Source organism: Micromonospora sp. LOL_014 (genome assembly GCF_048060245.1).
Lineage (GTDB): Bacteria > Actinomycetota > Actinomycetes > Mycobacteriales > Micromonosporaceae > Micromonospora_E.
In genome coordinates, this window is sequence record NZ_JBHMIP010000006.1 from 65,248 (window position 1) to 85,124 (window position 19,877).

A 19,877-nucleotide genomic window follows, 5' to 3' on the forward strand; every position below is an offset into this window, starting at 1 on the left:
GGGCTCAGCCGATCACCGGGCGGAAGACCCCGGCGGCGAAACTGACCGCCAGCGACCCTCCGGCGGCGACTGCGGCACCGACAACCAGAGCGGCGTCGGCCGCCCCGAACCGTTGCCGCCGGGCACTGGTCCGGGGGATGCCGGCGTCGAATCCCCGGGCGTCCATCGCGGTGGCCAGCCGGGTGCCCCGGCGGATCGCCAGCACCAGCAGCCCGAAGGCGGTCGTCGCGAACAACCGGAGCCGACGCACCGGGTTGCGACCCGCGTCGATGCCCCGGGCCCGGCGGGCCATCGCCAGCAACTGCCACTCGGCGGCCAGCATCGGCACCAGCCGGAACGCGGCGAGCGCCCCGATCGCGAACCGGGGCGGGGCCTTGACGTTCTGCACCAGGGCGTCGGCCAGGTCGGTCGGGTCGGTGGTGGCGAAGACCAGCACACCGGGCAGCGCCACGGCCAGCAGGCGCAACGCCAGCCCGAGTGCGGTGACCAGCACGCCGCTGGTCACCAGCACCGGCCCGGCGGCGAGCAGCACCGGGCCGGTCCGTTCGGCGGCGAACAACGTCAGGGTGACCAGCACACCGGCGGCGCTCAGCAGCAGCGGCGCCATCCGGCGCAGCAGGGCCCGGGAGCCGAGCCCGAACAGCGGGACCACGGCGAGCTCGACGGCGATCGCGACGGCCGGCGCCACCGGGTCCAGAGTGGCCAGCAGCAGCACCGAGAAGACCAGCGCGGCGGCGAGCTTCGCTACCGGGTTGCGGCGGGCCAGCGGCGCCGTCCTGGTGCCGTCCGGTTCGCCGATCACCGGGTCAGCCGCCGGCCCGCTCACAGAATCAACCGCCGGCCGGCTCATAGGGTCAACCGCCGGTCGGCGAGGGCGGCGACGAGGTCGACGTCGTGGGTCACCGTCACGATCCCGTGCCCGGCGTCGCGCAGCTCACCGAGCAGCGTGACCAGTTCGAGCCAGGTACGCCGGTCCTGGCCGAACGTCGGCTCGTCGAGCACCAGCAGGCGGGGCGCGGTGGCCAGGGCGGTCGCCACACTCAGCCGCCGCGCCTCACCACCGGAGAGGGTGTACGGGTTGGCAGCCGCCAACCGGTCCAGCCGCAGCCGCTGCAGCAACTCGTCGACCACCCTGGCGACGGTCGACTCCGCCAGCCCGCAGCGGCGCGGGCCGAGAGCCAGCTCGTCGGCCACCGTGGTGGCGACGAACTGGTGCTCCGGGTTCTGGAACACGTTGCCGATCCGGCGGACCAGCTCCGGTGCCCGCCACCGGTGCGGGGCCGGGCCGACCCGGCCGTCGCCGGTCAACGCGGCGGTGGCCTGGACCGTTCCGTCGGTGGCTGCGACCAGCCCGCCGAGCAGCAGGGCCAGCGTGGTCTTGCCGGCACCGTTGGGCCCCAGCACGGCCAGCGCCTCGCCGGCGCGTAGCGGCACCTCGTCGGCGAGCGGGGCGAGCCGGGGCACCAGCCCGACCCGGTCGGCGATCAGCAGCGGCTCACCGGCCCGGGCAGGGAAACCACCGCGCTGCGGCAGCGGCTGATCGGGCACCCAGACACCGTCGGCGGCCAGTTGCCCGCCGTACCGGTCGAAGACCTCGTCCGGCTCGCCGTCAGCCCGCACCCCGCCCCCGGCGGACAGCACCACCACCCGGTCGACCAGCGGCAGCGCCTGCGCCACCCGGTGCTCGACGATCACCAGTGTGGTGTCCCGGTCCCCGTCGAGCGCCCCGGCGACGGCGTTGCGGACCAGGTCGGCGCCGGCCGGGTCCAGGTTGGCGGTCGGTTCGTCCAGCAGCAGCAGACCCGGCCGCAGGGCGAGCGCCCCGGCCAGGGCCAGTCGCTGCTGCTCGCCGCCGGACAACGCGACCGTCGGCCGGTCCCGGCCGTACCGGAAGCCGACCCGGGCCAGCGCGGCGTCCACCCGCGGCCAGATCTGCTCGGCCGGCACCCCCCGGTTCTCCAGACCGAACGCCACGTCGTCGCCGCTGCGCGCCATCACCAGCTGGGTCTGCGGATCCTGGAAGACAATGCCGACCCGCTCGCGGGCCTTGCGCGGGTCGAGCCCGTCGACGGTGACGGTGCCGGCCTGCTCGCCCGAGTCAGCCGGCAGCACCCCGGCGATCGCCGCCAGCAGCGTGCTCTTGCCGGCCCCCGACGGCCCGAGCAGCAGGACCCGTTCACCGGCGTCAACGCTCAGGTCGACGTCACGGACCGCCCAGGCCCGGCGGCCGGCGTGCCGCCAGCCGAACCCGCGCAGCTCCAGCCGGCTCACGACCCGGCCGGCCCCGGCCGGGTAACACCGTGGCACGGTCGCGGCCGGGTCACACCGTGGTGCGGTCGCGGCCGGCGGGGAACCGGTCGAGCACCCCGGTGCGGGCCAGGGCCCGGGTCAGCGCCACGCTGCCGGCACCGGCCAGCACGATCGCGCTGACCACGGTGACGATGAAGATCGGAATCCGGAAACTGACCAGGTCGTACGGCGCGTAGTAGCGGATCTGGTCGAAGATCGCCGCGCCGAGCCCGGCGGCCGCACCGGCGGCCAGCGCCACCGGCAGCCGGAACGAGCGGTACGCCACCGCCAGGAACACCAGCTCGGCACCGACCCCCTGGGCCAGCCCCTGCACGATCACCACGGCGCCCCACTGGCTGCCCAACGCCGCCGAGACGACCGCGGCGACCAGCTCGCAGAACAGCGCGGCCCCCGGCTTGCGGATCACCAGTGCGCCGAGCACGGCCGGCACCAGCCATACCCCGTACAGCACCGCCTGAGCGGGCGGGAAGAAGGTGAACGCGGCCTCGGTAGCGGCCCAGATCAACCCCCACAGCCAGAAGACCACCCCGAACGCGACGGCGATCACCGAGGCGACCACGATGTCGACGGTCCGCCAGCTGCGGTCGGCGGGCAAAGATTGCTGCGTCATACGTCGCTCCAACTCCCTGCGCTGGCATTACCCAGATCAGGTTCGAGGGTCTGCGGGACTCCCCGCACTCTCAGCGCTGTGTGCGCTCCCCTGTGGGACATCAGGTTGTGCCACCGACGCTAGCACCGGCGGCACCGCACCGACAGTGGGCGCGTCCCGGTGTGGTGGCGGGCACCCCTGCGCGGGTTATCGTGAACTGCCCGCCTTCACACCAGCGAGGGGACCAGCCCGCCGTGACCGCTGCCGATCGCACCGCGACGCGTCGGACGCGCCCAGGCGACGACATCGACTGGGCCGCACCGGCCGACGACGACCTGCCCGGGTCCGGCGGCGGCGCCGGACCGCCCGGCGGCCCGCGTCCGCCCCGACGCCGGCTGTTCGGTGACCGGGTCGGCTCAGTGGAGGTGCTCGCCTTCCTGCTGATCGGGCTGGTGATCTTCCGCGAGCCGTTGGCCAACCTGATCTCCGACCCCCGGCTGCAGACCTGGACCACGGTCTTCGTGTCGGTGATGGTTCAGGCGATGCCGTTCCTGGTCTTCGGGGTGGGGCTCTCTGCGGTGATCGCAGTCTTCGTACCCAGGTCGTTCTGGGCGAAGGCGTTGCCGAAACACCCGGCGCTGGCGGTGCCGGTGGCCAGCGCCGCCGGGGTGGTGCTGCCCGGCTGCGAGTGCGGTTCGGTGCCGATCGCCGGGTCGCTGATCCGTCGGGGCGTCGCGCCGGCTGCCGCGCTGGCCTTCCTGCTCGCCGCTCCGGCGATCAACCCGATCGTGCTGGTGGCCACGGCGGTTGCCTTCCCGAACAACCCCGAGATGGTCGTCGGTCGAGGTGTCGCCAGCCTGCTCGTCGCGGTCGTGATGGGCTGGCTGTGGCTGCGGCTGGGTCGCACCGATTGGATTCGCCTGCCGCGCCGGCCCGACCTGGACGACCTGTCCCGGGCACGGGCGTTCTGGGCGGCGGTCCGGCACGACATCATGCACGCCGGCGGTTTCCTGGTCATCGGCGCGATGGCCGCCGCCAGCATCAACGTGCTGGTGCCGGAGCGCTGGCTGCAGACCCTCGCAGACAACCCGGTGCTGTCCATTCTGGCGCTCGCCGTACTCGCCGTGCTGTTGTCGATCTGCTCGGAGGCGGACGCCTTCGTCGCGGCCTCGCTGTCGCAGTTCTCGCTCACCTCACGGCTGGTCTTCCTGGTCGTCGGCCCGATGGTCGACCTGAAACTTGTCTCGATGCAGGCCGGCACGTTCGGGCGCAGATTCGCGTACCGGTTCGCTCCGGCGACATTCCTGATCGCCATCGTGGTGGCGGTCGCGGTGGGGACGGTGCTGTTGTGAACAAACAGGCTCAAGGCGTGGTGCTGCTGCTCCTCGGCGGCGCGGTGGTACGGGCCAGCGTCACCGACATGTACCTGCGGTACGTCAAGGAGGCGCTGCAACCGTTCCTGATCGCCGCCGGCCTGCTGCTGATCGTCGCAGCGGTCATGACGCTCTGGCACGACCTGCGGCGTCGGTCGACACCGGCCCCTGCCGTCGGCGTACATGCCGGGCACGGCCACGCCGTCGACGACGGGCACGGTTGCTCCGCCGACGACGGCCACGGCCACGCCCATCACGAGCCGAGGGTGGGCTGGCTGCTGATCCTGCCGGTGCTCGGGCTGCTACTGGTCGCCCCGCCGGCGCTGGGTTCGTACGCCGTCGCGCAGGCCGGCACCGCGTTGAGCAGCGAGCAGGCATCGTCGGATTATCCGCCGCTGCCGGACGGCGATCCGGCCGAGATCAGCGTGCTCGACTACGCCTCCCGGGCGATCTTCGACGAGGGCCGGTCGCTGGACGGGCGCGACGTACGGCTCACCGGCTTCGTCACCGACGGCCCGGACGGTGAGCCGATGTTGGCCCGGATCGTGCTCTCCTGCTGTGCCGCCGACGGCCGGCCGATCAAGGTCGGGATGGACGGCAGCGCCCCGACCGGGCTGCCGGCGGACACCTGGATCGCGGTGGTCGGCCGGTACAGCGACCGGATCGGCACCGACCCGGTGAACGGGGCCAGCATCCCCTATCTGGCGGTCGAGTCGTGGCAGCAGATCGACGCCCCCCGGCAGCAGTACGAGTAGAGGTTTCCCGCCGTGGCGTCCGGGGCACGTTGCTGACCGCCAGTTGAGCGTGGGCGGTCCGGCAGGAGGACGAGCGGACGTGGACCGGGAGACTGAGAAGGAACGCTGGCAGCGCAACTTTTCCGATCTGCTACAGGAGCTGAGGGTCGCCCAGACCGGGGTGCAGATCCTCTTCGCGTTCCTGCTGACCCTGCCGTTCAGCAGCGGGTTCCCCGACACGAACGGGTTTCAACGGGACGTGTACGTGGTGGCGCTGCTGGCGGCGGCGGCCGCCGCAGCGTTGATCATTTCGCCGGTGGCGTTCCACCGGGCGCTCTTCCGGCGTGGCCGTAAGCCGGAGCAGGTCCGGTTCGCCCACCGGATGGCCAGCGGGGGTCTCAGCCTGATGCTGGTCGCCATGGTCAGCTCGGTGCTGCTGGTCACCGACTTCATCCTGTCCCGACCGGTCGCGTTCGTGCTCAGCGGTCTCACCGGGGTATGGTTCCTGATCTTCTGGGTCGCCCTGCCCTTCGTACACCGTGGTTGGCTGGACGGCGACGAGGATGAGGACGAGGACGGTGGTGCCGACGGTGGTGCGGGTGGCGACCGTGGTGCGGGTGGCGGCCGGTCAGCGCCGGCCACGTAGGCCCAACGCCCGCAGCTCCAGTTCCGCCAACGCCTCGGTGGCCGCCGATGGTGCCGAGCGGGCGGGTGGCCAGCGCCAGGGCCAGCTCGCCGACCCGGTCCTGCAGCCAGCTGGCGGCGCGGATCCACAGGTAGACCCGAAACGACGACGATCAGGTCGGTGGCGAGTTGCCGGTCGGCGCGCGGAAAACGGTCGGCGTAGATCTGCATGCGCACAGCGTGCCGTACGAGGACCGGAATCGCGCGGGCGCGGTCACGTCGTAGGGGTACGCCGGGCGGCGCATTTCGGGCAGGTCCCGAAGATCTCCATGGTGTGGCTGACCCCGACGTAGCCGTGCTGGGCCGCGATCCGTTCCGCCCAGTTCTCCACCGCCGGCCCGGCCACCTCGACCGCGCTTCCGCACAAGCGGCAGACCAGATGGTGGTGGTGGCCCTGGCTGCACCGCCGGTACAGGTGCTCGCCGCCGGGCGGGCGCATCACGTCGACCTCGCCGGAGTCGGCCAGCCCTTGCAACGTCCGGTAGACCGTGGTCAGACCGACCCGGTCGCCCCGCTGGCGCAGCATGGCGTGCAGCTCCTGGGCGCTGTGGAAGCCGGCGAGCTCGTCGAGGATGGCGCTGACCGCGCTGCGTTGCCGGGTGTTGCGCACCGTCGAGGGCTCCGCGGTGCCGGGCGTGGTGTCTCCAGTCCTCATTCAGGGCCTCCGGGACGTGTTCTGCCCGGGCCAGTGCCGGCGGCTGCTCACCGGACCTCCCGGGCATGACTGACAGCGTCCGCTACGATGTGCGCGACGTGTTCGTCGACCAGCGCGTAAGCGATCTCCCGGCCACGCCGGGAGCCGTGCACCACGCCCGCGCCCCGCAGCACCCGCAGATGCTGGGACACCAGCGGCTGCGGCGCGCCGAGCTTCTGCACGAGTTCGTGGACACATCGCTCACCCTGGGCGAGCTCGGTCACGATGGCCACCCGCAGCGGAGCAGAGAGTGCGCGCAGCAACTCGCTGGCGCTCTCGTACCCGTCGTAGCCGTTGGCCATCGTCACCCCGCAACGGTAACCAATACCGGAGCCGGATCGGCAGGCAGGCGGCTCAGCGGTGCTCGTCGCCGGGTCTGTACCAGGTCAGACGGGACGATCCGGGACCATCTCGGCGGGACAGTCCAGGACCACCTCGGGCGGTTCGACCTCGCGGGGCTGCCGGCGGTGGACGGCCAGCGTGCCGGCCCGGCGGCGCAGCCGCCGCCACGTCCCGGCGCCGACGGCGGTGGCCGCGAAGGCAGCGATCGCCAGGATCACGATGGTCGCGCCCATCGCGGTGTCGGCGGTGCCGGCCAGCCACACCCCGCAGCCGGCGGAGGCCGTACCGATGATCATCGCCATCGCCATGGTGCTGCGGAAGCCCCGAGTGATCTGCTGGGCGGTCGCCACCGGGACCACCATCAGCGCGCTGACCAGCAGCAGGCCGACCGCCCGCATGGCGATGGTGACGGTCACCGCGGTGGTCACCGCGATCAGCAGGTTGAGGGTGCGCACCGGCAGGCCGGAGACCCGGGCGTACTCCTCGTCGTGGCAGATGGCGAACAGCGCCGGCCGCAGCAGCAACATCGCGGTCAGCACGACCGCGGCGAGCACCACGATCACCCACAGGTCCTCGACGGAGGCGGTGGTGAGCGAGCCGAAGAGGTACGCCATCAGGTTGGCGTTGCTGCGGTCGCCGGCCAGCCCGACCAGCATCACCCCACCGGCGATGCCGCCGTAGAAGAGCAGCGCCAGCGCCATGTCACCGGAGGTACGCCCGCGTTCGCGCAGCAGCTCGATGGCGACCGCCCCGACCGCGGCAGCGATCACGGCGGTGAGCACCGGGGACCGGTCCAGCAGCAGACCGACGCCGACGCCGGTCAGCGCCACGTGGCCGACGCCGTCGCCGATCAACGACATCCGACGCTGCACCAGGTAGATGCCGAGGGCCGGGGCGGCCAGGCCGATGACCAGGGCCCCGATCAGTGCCCGGATCATGAACTCGTACTGGAAGATGCTCATGCGCTCCACATCCGGGACGGTTCCACCGAAGCATGCGGATGGACGTGGTCGTGTCCCGGGTCCGCGTGGTGGCCGGCCGGCGCGGGCACCGGGCCGTCGTGCACCACCTCGCCGTGGTGCAGCACCACGGCCCGGTCGATCAGCGGTTGCAGCGGACCGAGCTCGTGGGCGACGAGGAGCACCGTACCGTTGCCGGCCACGAACGCGCCGAGCGCCCGGGCGAACGCCTCCTGGCTGGCCGCGTCGACCCCGGCGGTGGGTTCGTCGAGCACCAGCAGCTCCGGTTCGCCGGCCAGCGCGCGGGCGATCAGCGTGCGTTGCTGCTGCCCGCCGGAGAGCGTGGCCACCGGATCCCGGGACCGGTCGGCGAGGCCGACGGCGGTCAGCGCCGCGGCGACAGCGGTGCGGTCGGCGGCGCCGGGCGGCCGCAGTACGCCGCGGCGGGCCAGTCGGCCGGAGGCGACCACCTCGCCCACGGTGGCCGGTACGCCGCTGCCGGCACCGAGCCGTTGTGGGACGTAGCCGATCCGGTGCCACTGCCGGAACCGTCCGGCCGGCACCCCGAACAGGTGCACCGAGCCGCCGCGCAGCGGCACCAGCCCGAGCGCGGCGCGGATCAGGGTCGACTTGCCGGAGCCGTTGGCGCCCAGCAGCGCGACGACCTCACCGCTGGTCACGGTGAGGTCGACGGAGCGAAGTACGGTGCGGTTGTCGTAGCCGACCGCTCCGCGCGATACCTGGACGACGCTGGTGGTCACGAACACCCCAGGGCGTCGGTCAGATTGTTCAGATTGTCGTGCATCACCGAAAAATAGTCCCCGTCGGCGTCCGGCTGCAGTCCCTCGATCGGATCGAGCACCGCAGTCTCGGCGCCGGTCTCGTCAGCGATGGTCTCGGCGACGCTCGGGCTGACCAGGGTCTCGAAGAAGATCGTCGTCGCCTGGTGCTCCCGGGCCTCCTCGATCACCTCTGCGAGGCGCTGCGGGGTCGGCTCGTCCTCCGGGCTCAACCCGGTGATTGCGATCTGGTCGAGCTGGTAGCGGACGGTCAGGTAGCCGAAGGCGGCGTGGCTGGTGATGATTTCCCGGCGCTCGCAGTCGGCCAGCCGCTCGGTGTACTCGGCGTCCAGGGTTTCCAACTCGGTGCGCAGCGCGGCGGCGCGGGCGGTGAAGTCGGCGGCGTGGTCCGGGTCGACGGCGGCGAGACGCTCGGCCAGCGCGTCACCGACGGTGGCGAACCGGGTGGGGTCCAGCCACAGGTGCGGGTCCTTCGCGCCGGTCTCGTCGGCGTGGTCGTCCGCCTCATTCTCGGCGTGCTCGTCTTCGTCGGAGTGCTCGTCTTCGTCGGCGTGGTCGTGGCTGTGCCCACCGTCCGTGGCGTCCAGCAGCGGCTCGACCTCCACCACATCGAAGGCGTGGTCGCCAGCCTCCTGCTCCACCGCGTCATCGACGGCGGGCTGAAAGCCACTCAGGTAGACGACCAGGTCGGCGTCGCTGACCTCGCCGACCTGCCGAGGGCTGAGCTCCAGGTCGTGCGGCTCCGCTCCGGGGGGCGCGAGACCGGTCACCGTGACGGCGTCGCCGCCGATCCGTTCGGCCAGGAACTGCAAGGGGTAGAAGGCGGCGACCACGTCGACCGTGGTGTCGTCGGCGGACCCGTCGCCGCCGTCCTGGGCACAGGCGGCGGTGCCGCCCAGGGCCAGCAGGGCACCTGCGGTGGTGGCGACGGTACGGCGGAAGAGGTGGCTGTGCATCAGGCAACTGTCCGTGGCGACGATAATGATTGTCAAAAACGCATGGTTGCATGATTCGCTGCAGCCTGCGGCGATCGGGCTGAACCGGCTAGAACACCTTGGCGAGGGCGACCGCCACCAGCAGGGTGAGCGCTACCAGGCGAAACATGCGCCCGGCCGCCGGCACCGCCGGCCAGCTGCGACGCAGCAACCAGACCAGCCCGGCGGCCAGCACCAGCAGCGCTGTCGCGCCGACGACGCCCGGCGCGAAGAGCCCGACCAGGACGAGCACCAGGGCGGCGAGGAACGCCCCGGTCGGGCTGATCCGCCCGGGGCACACCGGCGGCGACGGTTGCGTAGGCTGCATCCGACCGACTCTAGTCAGGAGGGGACGCGACGTGCTGGTGGTCAACCGGTTCACCGTGCCGGAGGCGGACACGCCCGGCTTCGTCGATCGCGCCCGGGCCGCGCTGCGGGCCCTGGCCGGTCGCCCGGGGTACCGGCGCGGCGCACTGACCCGGGCGCTGGAGGACCCGCACCGCTGGTGCCTGGTCACCGAATGGGAGTCGGTGGGCACCTACCGGCGGGCGCTCGGCTCCTTCGAGGTGAAGGTGGACGCGACGCCGCTGCTCGCCGAATCGCTCGACGAGCCGTCCGCGTACGAGGAGCTGGTCACCGCCGGGCCTGGAGAAGAACCCGCAGCCCACAGCAGTGACCGGGCGGCGGAGCCGGGACGGTGAGCCGGCGGGCACTACCCTTTGCCTCATGACCGATCCCGGACCGGCGCAGCCGCGCCCGCCGTCCGCCGTGCCCGACGAGGCGTCCCCGTGGCAGGCACCCTCGCCGTGGGCGCCGCCGGACCGCCAGCCGCCGCCGCAGCCTGCTGCGACCGGACAGTCTGAGGCCGCACCGGACGACACGCCGGCTGCCGGCTCGGCAACCCCGGTGCCCGGCCCGGTGACCTCGGCTGCCAACCCGGTGACTCCGGTGCCCGGTCCGACCTACCCGGTGCCGGCTGGTCCAGGAGTCGCGCCGCCGTTCGCCGCTCCGCCGGCCGAAGGCCGTACCGCGCGGGTCTGGATCGGGCTGGGCGTCGCGGCGCTCGCGCTGCTGCTGTGCTGTGGCGGTGGCACCGTCGCGTTGGTCGGACTCATCGTCACTGGCGCCGAAGCGATCGACGAACAGGCCCGGATCGCGGTCGGCGACTACTTCGAGGCGGTGAGCCAGCAGGACTTCGACGCTGCGTACGCCATGCTCTGCGCCGAGGCGCAGCGCCGCGAGTCGGCCAGTGAATTCGCCCGACGACTCGCCACGGAGCCGGAGATCACCGGCTACGAGGTCGGTCAGGTCTCGGTCACCAGCCGGATCGTCGTACCGGTGGAGGTCGACTACGCCCGAGGCGGCGGCGACACCCTGCGAGTGTCGCTCAACCAGGACACCGGCACCGGTGAGCTAGAGGTCTGCGGCGTCGAGGGGTAGCCTCCGAACATCTGCCAGATCAGCCCGTCCGCACATCCCCGCCGGCCGCCAGCCGGTGTAGGAGCAGCGCATGCCAGCCGACCGCATCGACGCCGTGGCCAGTCTCGCCCACCGGCGTGGTTTCGCGTTCCCGTCTGGTGAGGTCTACGGTGGCCAGCCGGTCGCCTGGGACTACGGGCCACTCGGTGTGGAGCTCAAGGAGCATGTCCGCCGGCAGTGGTGGCGCACGGTGGTGCAGCACCGCGACGATGTCGTCGGCCTCGACGCGGCGGTCATCCAGGCGAGGCCGGTGTTCACCGCGTCCGGCCTGCTCGACACCTACACCCAGACCCGGGTCCGGTGCCGGGCCTGCGACCTCACCCAACCGCTGGACCGGATCGTCGAGGCGTTCACCGTACGCCGGGAACAGCCGGCTGCCGCACTCGCCGAGCTCGCCTGTCCGAGCTGCGGCAGCCGGGGCAGCCTCACCGACCCGCAGCAGGTCAGCGGGCTGCTCGAGGTCTCACCGGACCGTCCGGGGCCACCACCGGACCGGTACTACCTGCGGCCGGAGGCGGCACCGGGCACCTTCGTGAACTTCGCCAACGTAATGATCGCCGCCCGCAAGAAGCCGCCGTTCGGCATCGCCCAGGTCGGCCGGATCTTCCGCAACGTCGTCGGTCCCGGCGAGTTCCTGCTGCGCAGCCACGAGCGGGAGCGGATGGAGCTGGAGTACTTCGTCGAGCCCGGAAGCGACGACGACTGGCTGGGGTACTGGGCGCAGCAGCGGTGGGACTGGTACGTCGACCTGGGTCTCGCGCCACAGCAGTTGCGCCGTACCGAGGTGCCCCTCGCCGGCCTGCCGCAGCACGCCAAGCGGATCGTCGAGATCGAATTCCGGCTCGGTGGCGCCTATCAGGAATTCGTGGTGCTGGAAGGGATCACGAACCGTGCCGACTACGATCTGACCGCGCATGCCAAGCATTCCGGTGCCGACCTTTCCTATTTCGACCAGGACCGGGGCGAGCGGTGGGTGCCGTACGCGATCGAGCCGGCGGCGGACCTCACCGCGACGGTCTTCGCTCTGCTGCTGGCGGCGTACGACGAGGACGAGGCACCGAACACCAAGGGCGGCGTCGACAAGCGGACCGTACTCCGTCTCGACCCGCGGATCGCCCCGGTCAAGGTCGCGGTGCTGCCGCTGTCGCGCAACGCCGACCTCTCGCCGAAGGCACGTGACCTTGGCGCCGCGCTGCGCCGCCGCTGGATGGTCGAGTTCGACGATTCGCAGGCCATCGGTCGCCGCTACCGGCGGCAGGACGAGATCGGTACGCCGTACTGCGTCACGGTCGACTTCGAGACGCTGACCGACGACGCGGTGACCGTGCGGGACCGGGACACCATGGCGCAGCAGCGGGTGTCGCTGGACCAGGTCGAGCGGTACCTGCTGGAGCGGTTGCCGACCGGCTGACCACCGGGCCCGGGCCCGGGCCCGGTGCCGGGTGGGCCCGTGGAATCCTGGACGGCGTGTCTGTCACCGTGTCCCGGCCGGCCGGCGGGTCCGCGCCGGTCCTCCCGCCGCTGCCGCTCGGCCGTCACCAGGTGTGGCCACCGGTGGTCCTGGCGCCGATGGCCGGGATCACCAATGTCGCCTTCCGCCGGTTGTGCCGCGAGCAGGGCGGCGGGCTGTACGTCTGCGAGATGATCACCACGCAGGCGTTGGTCGAGCGCAACCCGAAGACGCTGCGGATGATCGCGTTCGCGCCGTCCGAACGGCCCCGGAGCCTGCAGCTGTACGGGGTCGATCCGCAGGTCACCGCAGCCGCCGTGCGGATCGTGGTGGAACGTGACCTGGCCGATCACATCGACCTGAACTTCGGCTGCCCGGTGCCCAAGGTCACCCGCAAGGGCGGTGGTGCGGCGTTGCCGTGGCGGCACCGGCTGTTCAGCCGGATCGTCGCCGGCGCGGTCCGGGCGGCCGCGCCCGCCGGAGTACCGGTGACGGTGAAGATGCGCAAGGGCATCGACGACGATCACCTTACGTACCTGGACGCCGGGCTGGCCGCCCAGGAGGCGGGGGTCGCGGCGGTGGCGCTGCACGCCCGTACCGCCGCCCAGCGGTACTCGGGCACCGCTGACTGGGACGCGATCGGCCGGCTCAAGCAGACCCTGAGCGTGCCGGTGCTCGGCAACGGTGACATCTGGGAGGCCGATGACGCGGTGCGGATGGTGGCGCACACCGCCGCCGACGGGGTCGTCGTCGGCCGGGGCTGTCTGGGCCGGCCGTGGCTGTTCGCCGACCTGTCGGCGGCGTTCGAGGGCGGGTCCGGGCGGACGTTGCCGACCCTGGGCGCGGTCGCCGCCACCATGCGCCGGCACGCCGAGCTGCTGGTCGACTGGTTCGGCACCGGACGGGACGGGCGTGCCGACGCCGAGCGGGACGGCTGCACCGACTTCCGTAAACACGTGGCCTGGTATCTGAAGGGCTTTCCGGTCGGCGGTGAGCTGCGCCGGGCCCTCGCCATGGTGTCCAGCCTGGCGGAGCTCGACGCGCTGCTGTCCAAGCTCGACCCGGCCGAGCCGTTCCCCCGGCACACGTTGGGCCAGCCGCGGGGCCGGACGAACTCGCCGGGCAAGGTCTTCCTTCCGTGCGGATGGCTGGCCAGCCGGGACGACGATTCCGTCCCGGTCGGGGCGGAGACCGCCGATTCCGGCGGCTGAGATCCGCTGGCGGATCCCGTACCTCACACCGGTCGACCGGCGTGATCCAGCTCACCGGTGAATGCGCAGAACTGCGCACGGAAGCGCTCCCAGAACGGGTATCCGATCGCCGCCTGTGTCGTTTCCTGTGCGGCTGGTCACCCACTACTGTCGGCTGGCCTCCCCGGTCGCTTAACCTGCGCCAACCAATGGCCATTGGTGAACCATCGTTCAGCGCCGAACGGCACATGGGAGGCCAACAATGGCGGAATCCGGCGGACCGGGCGACCCGTCCCGGCAGACAACCGATCACCACAGGTACGTCTACGACTTCACCGAGGGGAACCGCTCCCAGCGGGATCTGCTCGGCGGCAAGGGCGCGAACCTGGCCGAGATGACCAATCTCGGCCTGCCGGTCCCACCCGGCTTCACCATCACCACCGAGGCGTGCCGGGCCTACCTGACGACCGGCGCGGTACCGCCGGATCTGCCCGACCAGATCGCCGCCGCCCTGGCCCGGCTGGAGCGCCAGCGGGGTAAACGGCTCGGTGACCCCGCCGACCCGCTGCTGGTCTCGGTCCGCTCCGGGGCCAGGTTCTCCATGCCGGGAATGATGGAGACGGTGCTCAACGTGGGCCTCAACGACGAGTGCGTGGCGGGGCTCGCCGCCCAGGCCGGCGGTGACGAACGATTCGCCTGGGACTCCTACCGTCGGCTGGTCCAGATGTTCGGCCGGACGGTCTGCGGGGTGCCGGGGGAGGAGTTCGACCAGGCGCTGGAGGCAACCAAGCGGGCCGCCGGCTCCGACGACGATCTCGCGCTGGACGCCGACGCGCTGCGCGGACTGGTCCGGGCGTACCAAAAGATCTTCTTCGCGCACACCGGCCGGGACTTCCCGCAGGACCCCCGCGAGCAGCTCGACCTGGCGATCCGGGCGGTCTTCGACTCGTGGAACGCCGAACGGGCGGTGATCTACCGGCGTCAGGAGCGGATCCCCGCCGAACTCGGCACCGCGGTCAACGTGGTGGCGATGGTCTTCGGCAACCTGGGGCCGGATTCCGGCACCGGCGTCGCCTTCACCCGCGACCCGGCCAGCGGTGACCAGGGGGTTTACGGCGACTACCTGGCCAACGCGCAGGGCGAGGACGTGGTCGCCGGGATCCGTAACACGCTGCCGCTGCAGGAGCTGGCCCGGCTCGACCCCCGTTCATACGACGAGCTGCTGGCCATCATGGCCCGGCTGGAGAACCACTACCGGGACCTGTGCGACATCGAGTTCACCATCGAACGCGGCAAGCTGTGGATGCTGCAGACCCGGGTCGGCAAGCGGACCGCCGCCGCCGCGTTCATCATCGCCAGCCAGTTGGTCGACGAGGGGATCATCGATCTGGACGAGGCGCTGCACCGGGTCAGCGGGGCACAGCTGGCGCAGCTGATGTTCCCCTGCTTCGACCTGTCCGACGCGCCGCCGCCGATCGCCACCGGGGTGGGTGCCTCGCCGGGTGCCGCGGTCGGCAGGGTCGTCTTCGACTCGGCGCGGGCGGTCGAGCTGGCCAGGCAGGGAGAGCAGGTGATCCTGGTCCGGCGGGAGACCAACCCCGACGACCTGCCCGGCATGATCGCCGCGCAGGGCATCCTGACCAGCCGGGGCGGCAAGACCAGCCACGCCGCCGTGGTGGCCCGGGGGATGGGCAAGACCTGCCTGTGCGGGGCCGACGCCCTCGACATCGACGCCAGGGCCGGGCGGTTCATGGTCGCCGATCTCACCGTCACCGAAGGTGACGTGGTGTCGATCGACGGCACCAGCGGCTGCCTGTACCTCGGTGCGGTGCCGGTGCGACCATCCGAGGTGGTGCAGTACTTCGAAGGCGCCGTCGACCCGGCGAGCTCCACCAACCCGCTGGTGCTCGCCGTACACCGGATCCTGTCCCACGCCGACGACCGGCGGCGGCTGGCGGTGCGTACGAACGCCGACACCGGCGCAGACGCCGCGCGGGCCCGGCGGTTCGGCGCCGAGGGGATCGGGCTGTGCCGCACCGAGCACATGTTCCTCGGCGACCGCCGGGAACTGGTGGAGCGGCTGATCCTGGCCCGTGACGAGGCGGAGCGTGCGGCCGCGCTGGCCGAACTGCTGCCCCTGCAGCGGGCCGACTTCCGGGAGATCTTCCAGGAGATGGACGGCCTGCCGGTCACCGTACGGCTGATCGACCCGCCGCTGCACGAGTTCCTGCCGTCGCTTGAGGAGTTGGCCGTCTCGGTCGCCCTGGCGCAGGCCCGGGGTCAGGACGCCGGCCGCGACACGGCGTTGCTCGCCGCGGTGCGCCGGATGCACGAGCAGAACCCGATGCTCGGCCTGCGCGGTGTGCGGCTCGGCCTGGTCATCCCTGGGTTGTTCGCGATGCAGGTGCGGGCGATCACCGAGGCTGCCGTCGAGTTGGCCGCCGCCGGGCGCGATCCGCGCCCGGAGATCATGGTCCCGCTGGTCGGTGCGGTCCAGGAACTGGAGACGGTACGCGCGGAAGCCGACCGGATCATCGCCGAGGTGCTCGGCGACCGGTCAGTCGAGATCCTGATCGGCACCATGATCGAGGTGCCCCGGGCCGCGTTGACCGCCGGTCAGCTCGCCGGATCGGCGCAGTTCTTCTCCTTCGGCACCAACGACCTGACCCAGATGGGCTGGGGATTTTCCCGTGACGACGTGGAGGGCGCGTTCTTCTGGCGTTACCTGGAGCTTGGCATCTTCGGCATCTCGCCGTTCGAGTCGATCGACCGGGACGGCGTGGGCCGGCTGGTGCGGATCGCCGTCGAGGAGGGCCGCGCCGCCCGGCCCGGTCTGAAGATCGGGGTCTGCGGCGAGCACGGCGGCGACCCCGACTCAGTGCACTTCTTCCACGAGGCGGGCCTGGACTACGTGTCCTGCTCGCCGTTCCGGGTGCCGGTCGCCCGGCTGGAGGCCGGCCGGGCAACGGTCGAGTCGACCGGCTCGGACAGCCGCTGACCGGCCGCTGACGAAGAACGGCCGGGCACCCTGGGGGGCAGGAGGGTGCCCGGCCGCCGCCTCGGTTCCCGCCGGCCGGCGTTGGTCAGAACCGGCGGCGAGGTAGCGCCGGGTTGTACGGCAGGGTCGCCATCGGGGTGCGGACCGCCAGCGGCGCGTGGTTGTCCAGCAGGCCCGGCACCGGTGCCGCGACGTTGCCGGCCGGCCTGCTCCGCAGCAGTTCGCCGATCGACCGGGCGGCCCGACGGCCATGGGCGTGCAGCAGGCCCGGATCGGTGCCCGGTCCGGCGAGCACGGCGAGCAGCGCCCGGTCGCCCACCGGGTAGAGGGCGACCTGGCCACGGTTGCCGTGGATGACGGTCTCCCGCAGGTCACCGTGGCCGGCGGTCATCGCGAACCGCCGCCCCAGGCCGACGCTGGCGGCGGCCAGCGCGGCGATGCTCTCCGCTTCGGTGCTGGCGAGGTCGTGGGTGATCAGCAGGCCGTCCACCCCGGTCAGTACGGACCCGGTCACATCGGGCACCCAGTGGCGTAGCCCGTTCAGCTCGGTAACGATAGCGGTGTCAGTGTCCACCGGCGGTCTCCTTCACTCGATCGTCCGGTTGGCTGGTCGCCGACCTCGTCCCGACCGACCTGCCGCAGGCGTACCGGCGGGTGGTGGCCGGACGGGGAGGGCGGCCGCGGTCGGCGCGGCGTCGGCGACGTTGCGCGCCGCGCGACAGTGGGCGCAGGGTTCCGCCACCGGGCCGGGTGGGGTGCCGGCGGGCCTCGGTCGGTCGATGATCGACACCAGCGGGTTGTCCAATCGTCCGGTCGAGGCGGCAGTGACGATGTGCTCCTGGCACGTTACCGCAGGCGATGTTTCTTTGTGGACCCGTAACCATCGGCAATCGGACAGCAACTGATAACTGATTGGCTATTGCGAACGATCATCAAACTGACTTCGGGTGTTTGGCCCGTCACCCTGCCGGGTCGGTGGTCGTCGCCGTACGGTAGGCCTGGAACCGGGTCCGTACGACCTCAGGAGGTGGCCGGTGGCAAGTCAGTGGGAGAACCTGGTGGTCGACGCCCACGACCCGGCCCGGCTAGCCAGATGGTGGGCGCAGGCGCTCGGCTACCAGATTGTGCACGAGGCGTCGGACGAGGTGGAGATCCGGCGCGCGCCGGACCAACTGCCCGGGCTGATCTTCGTTCCGGTGCCAGAGAGCAAACAGTTGAAGAACCGGCTGCACATCGACCTGCGCCCGACGGATCAGGCAGCAGAAGTCGAGCGGCTGGTCGACATGGGTGCCCGCCGGGTCGACATCGACCAGGGCGACGTCACCTGGATGGTGCTGGCGGATCCGGAGGGCAACGAGTTCTGCGTGCTCAGCGGACGTGGCTGAGTGGCCCGCCCCACCGCGGCCCGCAACAGCAGCAGGAACGTCCGGCCGTCCGGCCCGTCGCCGAACCCCAGCCAGCAGGACTCGGGCCGGCCGTGGGTCTGCCAGCGGGCGGTGACCAGGATGCCGTCCGCCGCCGGCAGGGCCAGCGCCAGCGTGGCCAGTCGTGCCGACCGGGCGTAGCGGTGCGGCGGATCGTCCCCGGCAGTGACCAGGTGCCGCCCGAGCAGGATGTCGACCCGATGATGACGGCGCGGTGGTCGCGCCGATCCGGTCGGGCCGGTCGAACTGGTCAGACAGCAGGCGCTGGCGCCGGCCAGCTCTCCCATGAGCTGGCCGGCGCAGTGCTCCTCGACGGCGTACCGCATCGGTTCGGCGACATCGCAGATGTGTACGAGCCGGCTGGTACGGGTCCACCCCTGGTCAGCCACGCCCCGATTGTGGGCTGGTCGGTGCGGTCCCGCAGGGCCGACGTCAACATCACGACACAAACCGGAAACCACCCCGAAATCGTTACCCGGTCGGGTGACGGCGCCGCCGCACGAGGGGTTCGGTTCGCCGCCCCCGACGGGCCGGTCGGGTTGCCGGTTCGCCGCGCCGCCAGGGCGGTTAGGCTGCTGAAGGTGAGTCCCTCTCCGGACGGCCCGGCGGTTGGTCGCGCCGCCGACGTGCACCGTCTGGTGCCGGAGCCGGCCAAGGACACCGGCTACGGGCGCAGCCCGTACGAGCGGGACCGGGCCCGGGTGCTGCACTCGGCCGGGTTCCGGCGGCTGGCGGCCAAGACCCAGGTGCATCTGGCGGATCCGAGCGGCGCGGACGGCGTACCCCGGACCCGGTTGACCCATTCGCTGGAGGTCGCGCAGATCGCCCGCGAGATGGGTGCCCGGCTCGGCTGTGACCCGGACGTGGTGGACGTCGCGGGCCTGGCCCACGACCTCGGACACCCGCCCTTCGGGCACAACGGTGAGCGGGCACTGGACGAGGTGTCCGCCGGCTACGGCGGCTTCGAAGGCAACGCGCAGACGCTGCGGGTGCTCACCCGCCTGGAAGCAAAGGTGATCGGTCCGTCCGGCGATTCCGTCGGGCTCAACCTCACCCGGGCCTCGCTCGACGCTACCTGCAAGTACCCCTGGCCACGCCGGCCCGGCGAGCGCAAGTTCGGGGTGTACGCCGACGACCAGCCGGTGTTCGCCTGGCTGCGCGACGGCGCGCCCGACGGCCGGCGGCGCTGCCTGGAAGCGCAGGTGATGGACTGGGCCGACGACGTCGCGTACTCGGTGCACGACCTGGAGGACGGTATCCATGGCGGCTACATCGACCTCGGTCGGCTGATCGCGGACCCCGACGAACAGGCTGCGCTGGCGGCCGACGTCGCCGCAATGTACTCCACCGAGTCCGCCGACGAATTGACCGGCATCCTGGCCGAGTTGCTGGCCCGGCCGGAGCTGCGGCTGCTGGCGGGCTACGACGGCAGCCACCCGGCCCAGGCAGCGCTGAAGGGTACGACCAGCATGCTCACCGGGGCGTTCGTCGCCGCCGCGGTGTCGGCCACCCGGGAGTGTTCCGGTGGGCAGCCGGTGCGGCGGTACGCGGCCGATCTGGTCGTGCCGCGGGTGGTGCGCGCCCGGTGCGCGCTGTTGAAGGGGCTGACGTTGCGCTACGTGATGCGTCGGCCGGGTGCCGCCGCCGGCTACCTGCGGCAGCGGGAAATCCTCGCCGAACTCGTCGAGGCGTTGACCGCGTACGCCCCGGCCGGTCTGGACCCGGTATTTCTCCCATTGTGGTCGGACGCGTCGGAGGACCGGGCCCGGGCCCGAGTGATCATCGACCAGGTCGCGTCACTCACCGATCTGGCGGCGATCTCCTGGCACCGGCGGCTGACCCGGCCGGCGGGGCGGCCGGGTCCGACCCGCGTCTGA

At 72.0% G+C, this 19,877-nt stretch carries 20 protein-coding genes and 1 riboswitch; of the genes, 10 read left to right on the forward strand and 10 right to left on the reverse strand.

Features of this window, described 5'->3' with window-relative positions; translation table 11 throughout:
- Positions 1–4: 4 nt before the first annotated feature.
- From ACFHW1_RS07320 to ACFHW1_RS07330, 3 genes are all read right to left on the reverse strand, one after another.
- Positions 5–802, reverse strand: coding sequence for an energy-coupling factor transporter transmembrane component T family protein (locus ACFHW1_RS07320; protein WP_416615158.1), 798 nt, complete (start codon positions 800–802; stop codon positions 5–7).
- Positions 803–846: 44 nt separating this feature from the next.
- Positions 847–2,271: an ABC transporter ATP-binding protein gene (locus ACFHW1_RS07325; RefSeq protein ID WP_416554416.1), complete on the reverse strand. Its 1,425-nt coding sequence runs from the start codon at positions 2,269–2,271 to the stop codon at positions 847–849.
- 49 nt (positions 2,272–2,320) lie between these two features.
- A complete protein-coding gene (locus ACFHW1_RS07330; RefSeq protein WP_416554418.1) occupies positions 2,321–2,920 on the reverse strand; it encodes an ECF transporter S component in 600 nt (199 codons plus the stop codon).
- A riboswitch (TPP riboswitch) is annotated at positions 2,917–3,022 on the reverse strand. Its footprint overlaps the gene before it by 4 nt.
- Before the next feature lie 212 nt (positions 3,023–3,234).
- Here ACFHW1_RS07330 and ACFHW1_RS07335 point away from each other — a divergent pair.
- The 3 genes from ACFHW1_RS07335 to ACFHW1_RS07345 all read left to right on the forward strand — a co-directional run bounded on the left by ACFHW1_RS07335 (position 3,235) and on the right by ACFHW1_RS07345 (position 5,652).
- Positions 3,235–4,251 (forward strand): permease, encoded by a 1,017-nt coding sequence (locus tag ACFHW1_RS07335; RefSeq protein ID WP_416554570.1) that lies wholly within the window; start codon positions 3,235–3,237, stop codon positions 4,249–4,251.
- A complete protein-coding gene (locus ACFHW1_RS07340) occupies positions 4,248–5,027 on the forward strand; it encodes a TIGR03943 family putative permease subunit (protein WP_416554420.1) in 780 nt (259 codons plus the stop codon). Before ACFHW1_RS07335 ends, ACFHW1_RS07340 begins: the two co-directional genes overlap by 4 nt.
- A 79-nt stretch (positions 5,028–5,106) precedes the next feature.
- Positions 5,107–5,652: a DUF6328 family protein gene (locus ACFHW1_RS07345; protein ID WP_416554422.1), complete on the forward strand. Its 546-nt coding sequence runs from the start codon at positions 5,107–5,109 to the stop codon at positions 5,650–5,652.
- A gap of 252 nt (positions 5,653–5,904) precedes the next feature.
- Here ACFHW1_RS07345 and ACFHW1_RS07350 read toward each other — a convergent pair whose 3' ends face one another.
- The 6 genes from ACFHW1_RS07350 to ACFHW1_RS07375 form a co-directional block, all read right to left on the reverse strand.
- The gene (locus tag ACFHW1_RS07350) at positions 5,905–6,345 is read right to left on the reverse strand and encodes a Fur family transcriptional regulator (protein WP_416615115.1); all 441 of its coding nucleotides are present in this window, start codon (positions 6,343–6,345) and stop codon (positions 5,905–5,907) included.
- A gap of 47 nt (positions 6,346–6,392) precedes the next feature.
- On the reverse strand, positions 6,393–6,686 hold the full coding sequence (locus tag ACFHW1_RS07355; RefSeq protein WP_370461550.1) for an ArsR/SmtB family transcription factor: 294 nt from the start codon (positions 6,684–6,686) through the stop codon (positions 6,393–6,395).
- An 84-nt stretch (positions 6,687–6,770) separates the two neighbouring features.
- Positions 6,771–7,688, reverse strand: a complete 918-nt coding sequence (locus ACFHW1_RS07360; RefSeq protein WP_416554426.1) for a metal ABC transporter permease — start codon at positions 7,686–7,688, stop codon at positions 6,771–6,773.
- Positions 7,685–8,446, reverse strand: coding sequence for a metal ABC transporter ATP-binding protein (locus ACFHW1_RS07365; RefSeq protein WP_416554428.1), 762 nt, complete (start codon positions 8,444–8,446; stop codon positions 7,685–7,687). The genes ACFHW1_RS07360 and ACFHW1_RS07365 overlap by 4 nt, the downstream gene beginning before the upstream one ends.
- Positions 8,443–9,441 carry a metal ABC transporter substrate-binding protein gene (locus ACFHW1_RS07370; protein WP_416615117.1) on the reverse strand — a complete coding sequence of 333 codons (999 nt, stop codon included), beginning with the start codon at positions 9,439–9,441 and terminating at the stop codon, positions 8,443–8,445. Before ACFHW1_RS07370 ends, ACFHW1_RS07365 begins: the two co-directional genes overlap by 4 nt.
- Before the next feature lie 88 nt (positions 9,442–9,529).
- A complete protein-coding gene (locus ACFHW1_RS07375; protein WP_416615119.1) occupies positions 9,530–9,787 on the reverse strand; it encodes a DUF6703 family protein in 258 nt (85 codons plus the stop codon).
- Between the two features lie 31 nt (positions 9,788–9,818).
- On the opposite strand from ACFHW1_RS07375, the gene ACFHW1_RS07380 reads away from it, so the two are divergent.
- The 5 genes from ACFHW1_RS07380 to ppdK all read left to right on the forward strand — a co-directional run bounded on the left by ACFHW1_RS07380 (position 9,819) and on the right by ppdK (position 16,576).
- The gene (locus tag ACFHW1_RS07380; protein WP_416554434.1) at positions 9,819–10,160 is read left to right on the forward strand and encodes an antibiotic biosynthesis monooxygenase family protein; all 342 of its coding nucleotides are present in this window, start codon (positions 9,819–9,821) and stop codon (positions 10,158–10,160) included.
- A 247-nt stretch (positions 10,161–10,407) separates the two neighbouring features.
- Positions 10,408–10,899, forward strand: a complete 492-nt coding sequence (locus ACFHW1_RS07385; RefSeq protein ID WP_416554572.1) for a hypothetical protein — start codon at positions 10,408–10,410, stop codon at positions 10,897–10,899.
- A 70-nt stretch (positions 10,900–10,969) separates the two neighbouring features.
- Complete coding sequence (locus tag ACFHW1_RS07390; protein ID WP_416554436.1) at positions 10,970–12,349, forward strand: glycine--tRNA ligase; 1,380 nt, start codon at positions 10,970–10,972, stop codon at positions 12,347–12,349.
- Between the two features lie 56 nt (positions 12,350–12,405).
- A complete protein-coding gene (dusB, locus tag ACFHW1_RS07395; RefSeq protein ID WP_416554438.1) occupies positions 12,406–13,599 on the forward strand; it encodes a tRNA dihydrouridine synthase DusB in 1,194 nt (397 codons plus the stop codon).
- Between the two features lie 241 nt (positions 13,600–13,840).
- Positions 13,841–16,576 carry a pyruvate, phosphate dikinase gene (gene ppdK / locus ACFHW1_RS07400; RefSeq protein WP_416554440.1) on the forward strand — a complete coding sequence of 912 codons (2,736 nt, stop codon included), beginning with the start codon at positions 13,841–13,843 and terminating at the stop codon, positions 16,574–16,576.
- Between the two features lie 85 nt (positions 16,577–16,661).
- Here ppdK and ACFHW1_RS07405 read toward each other — a convergent pair whose 3' ends face one another.
- Complete coding sequence (locus ACFHW1_RS07405) at positions 16,662–17,150, reverse strand: roadblock/LC7 domain-containing protein (RefSeq protein ID WP_416554442.1); 489 nt, start codon at positions 17,148–17,150, stop codon at positions 16,662–16,664.
- 460 nt (positions 17,151–17,610) lie between these two features.
- On the opposite strand from ACFHW1_RS07405, the gene ACFHW1_RS07410 reads away from it, so the two are divergent.
- Positions 17,611–17,961: a VOC family protein gene (locus tag ACFHW1_RS07410; protein ID WP_416554444.1), complete on the forward strand. Its 351-nt coding sequence runs from the start codon at positions 17,611–17,613 to the stop codon at positions 17,959–17,961.
- 620 nt (positions 17,962–18,581) lie between these two features.
- A complete protein-coding gene (locus tag ACFHW1_RS07415) occupies positions 18,582–19,877 on the forward strand; it encodes a deoxyguanosinetriphosphate triphosphohydrolase (RefSeq protein ID WP_416615121.1) in 1,296 nt (431 codons plus the stop codon).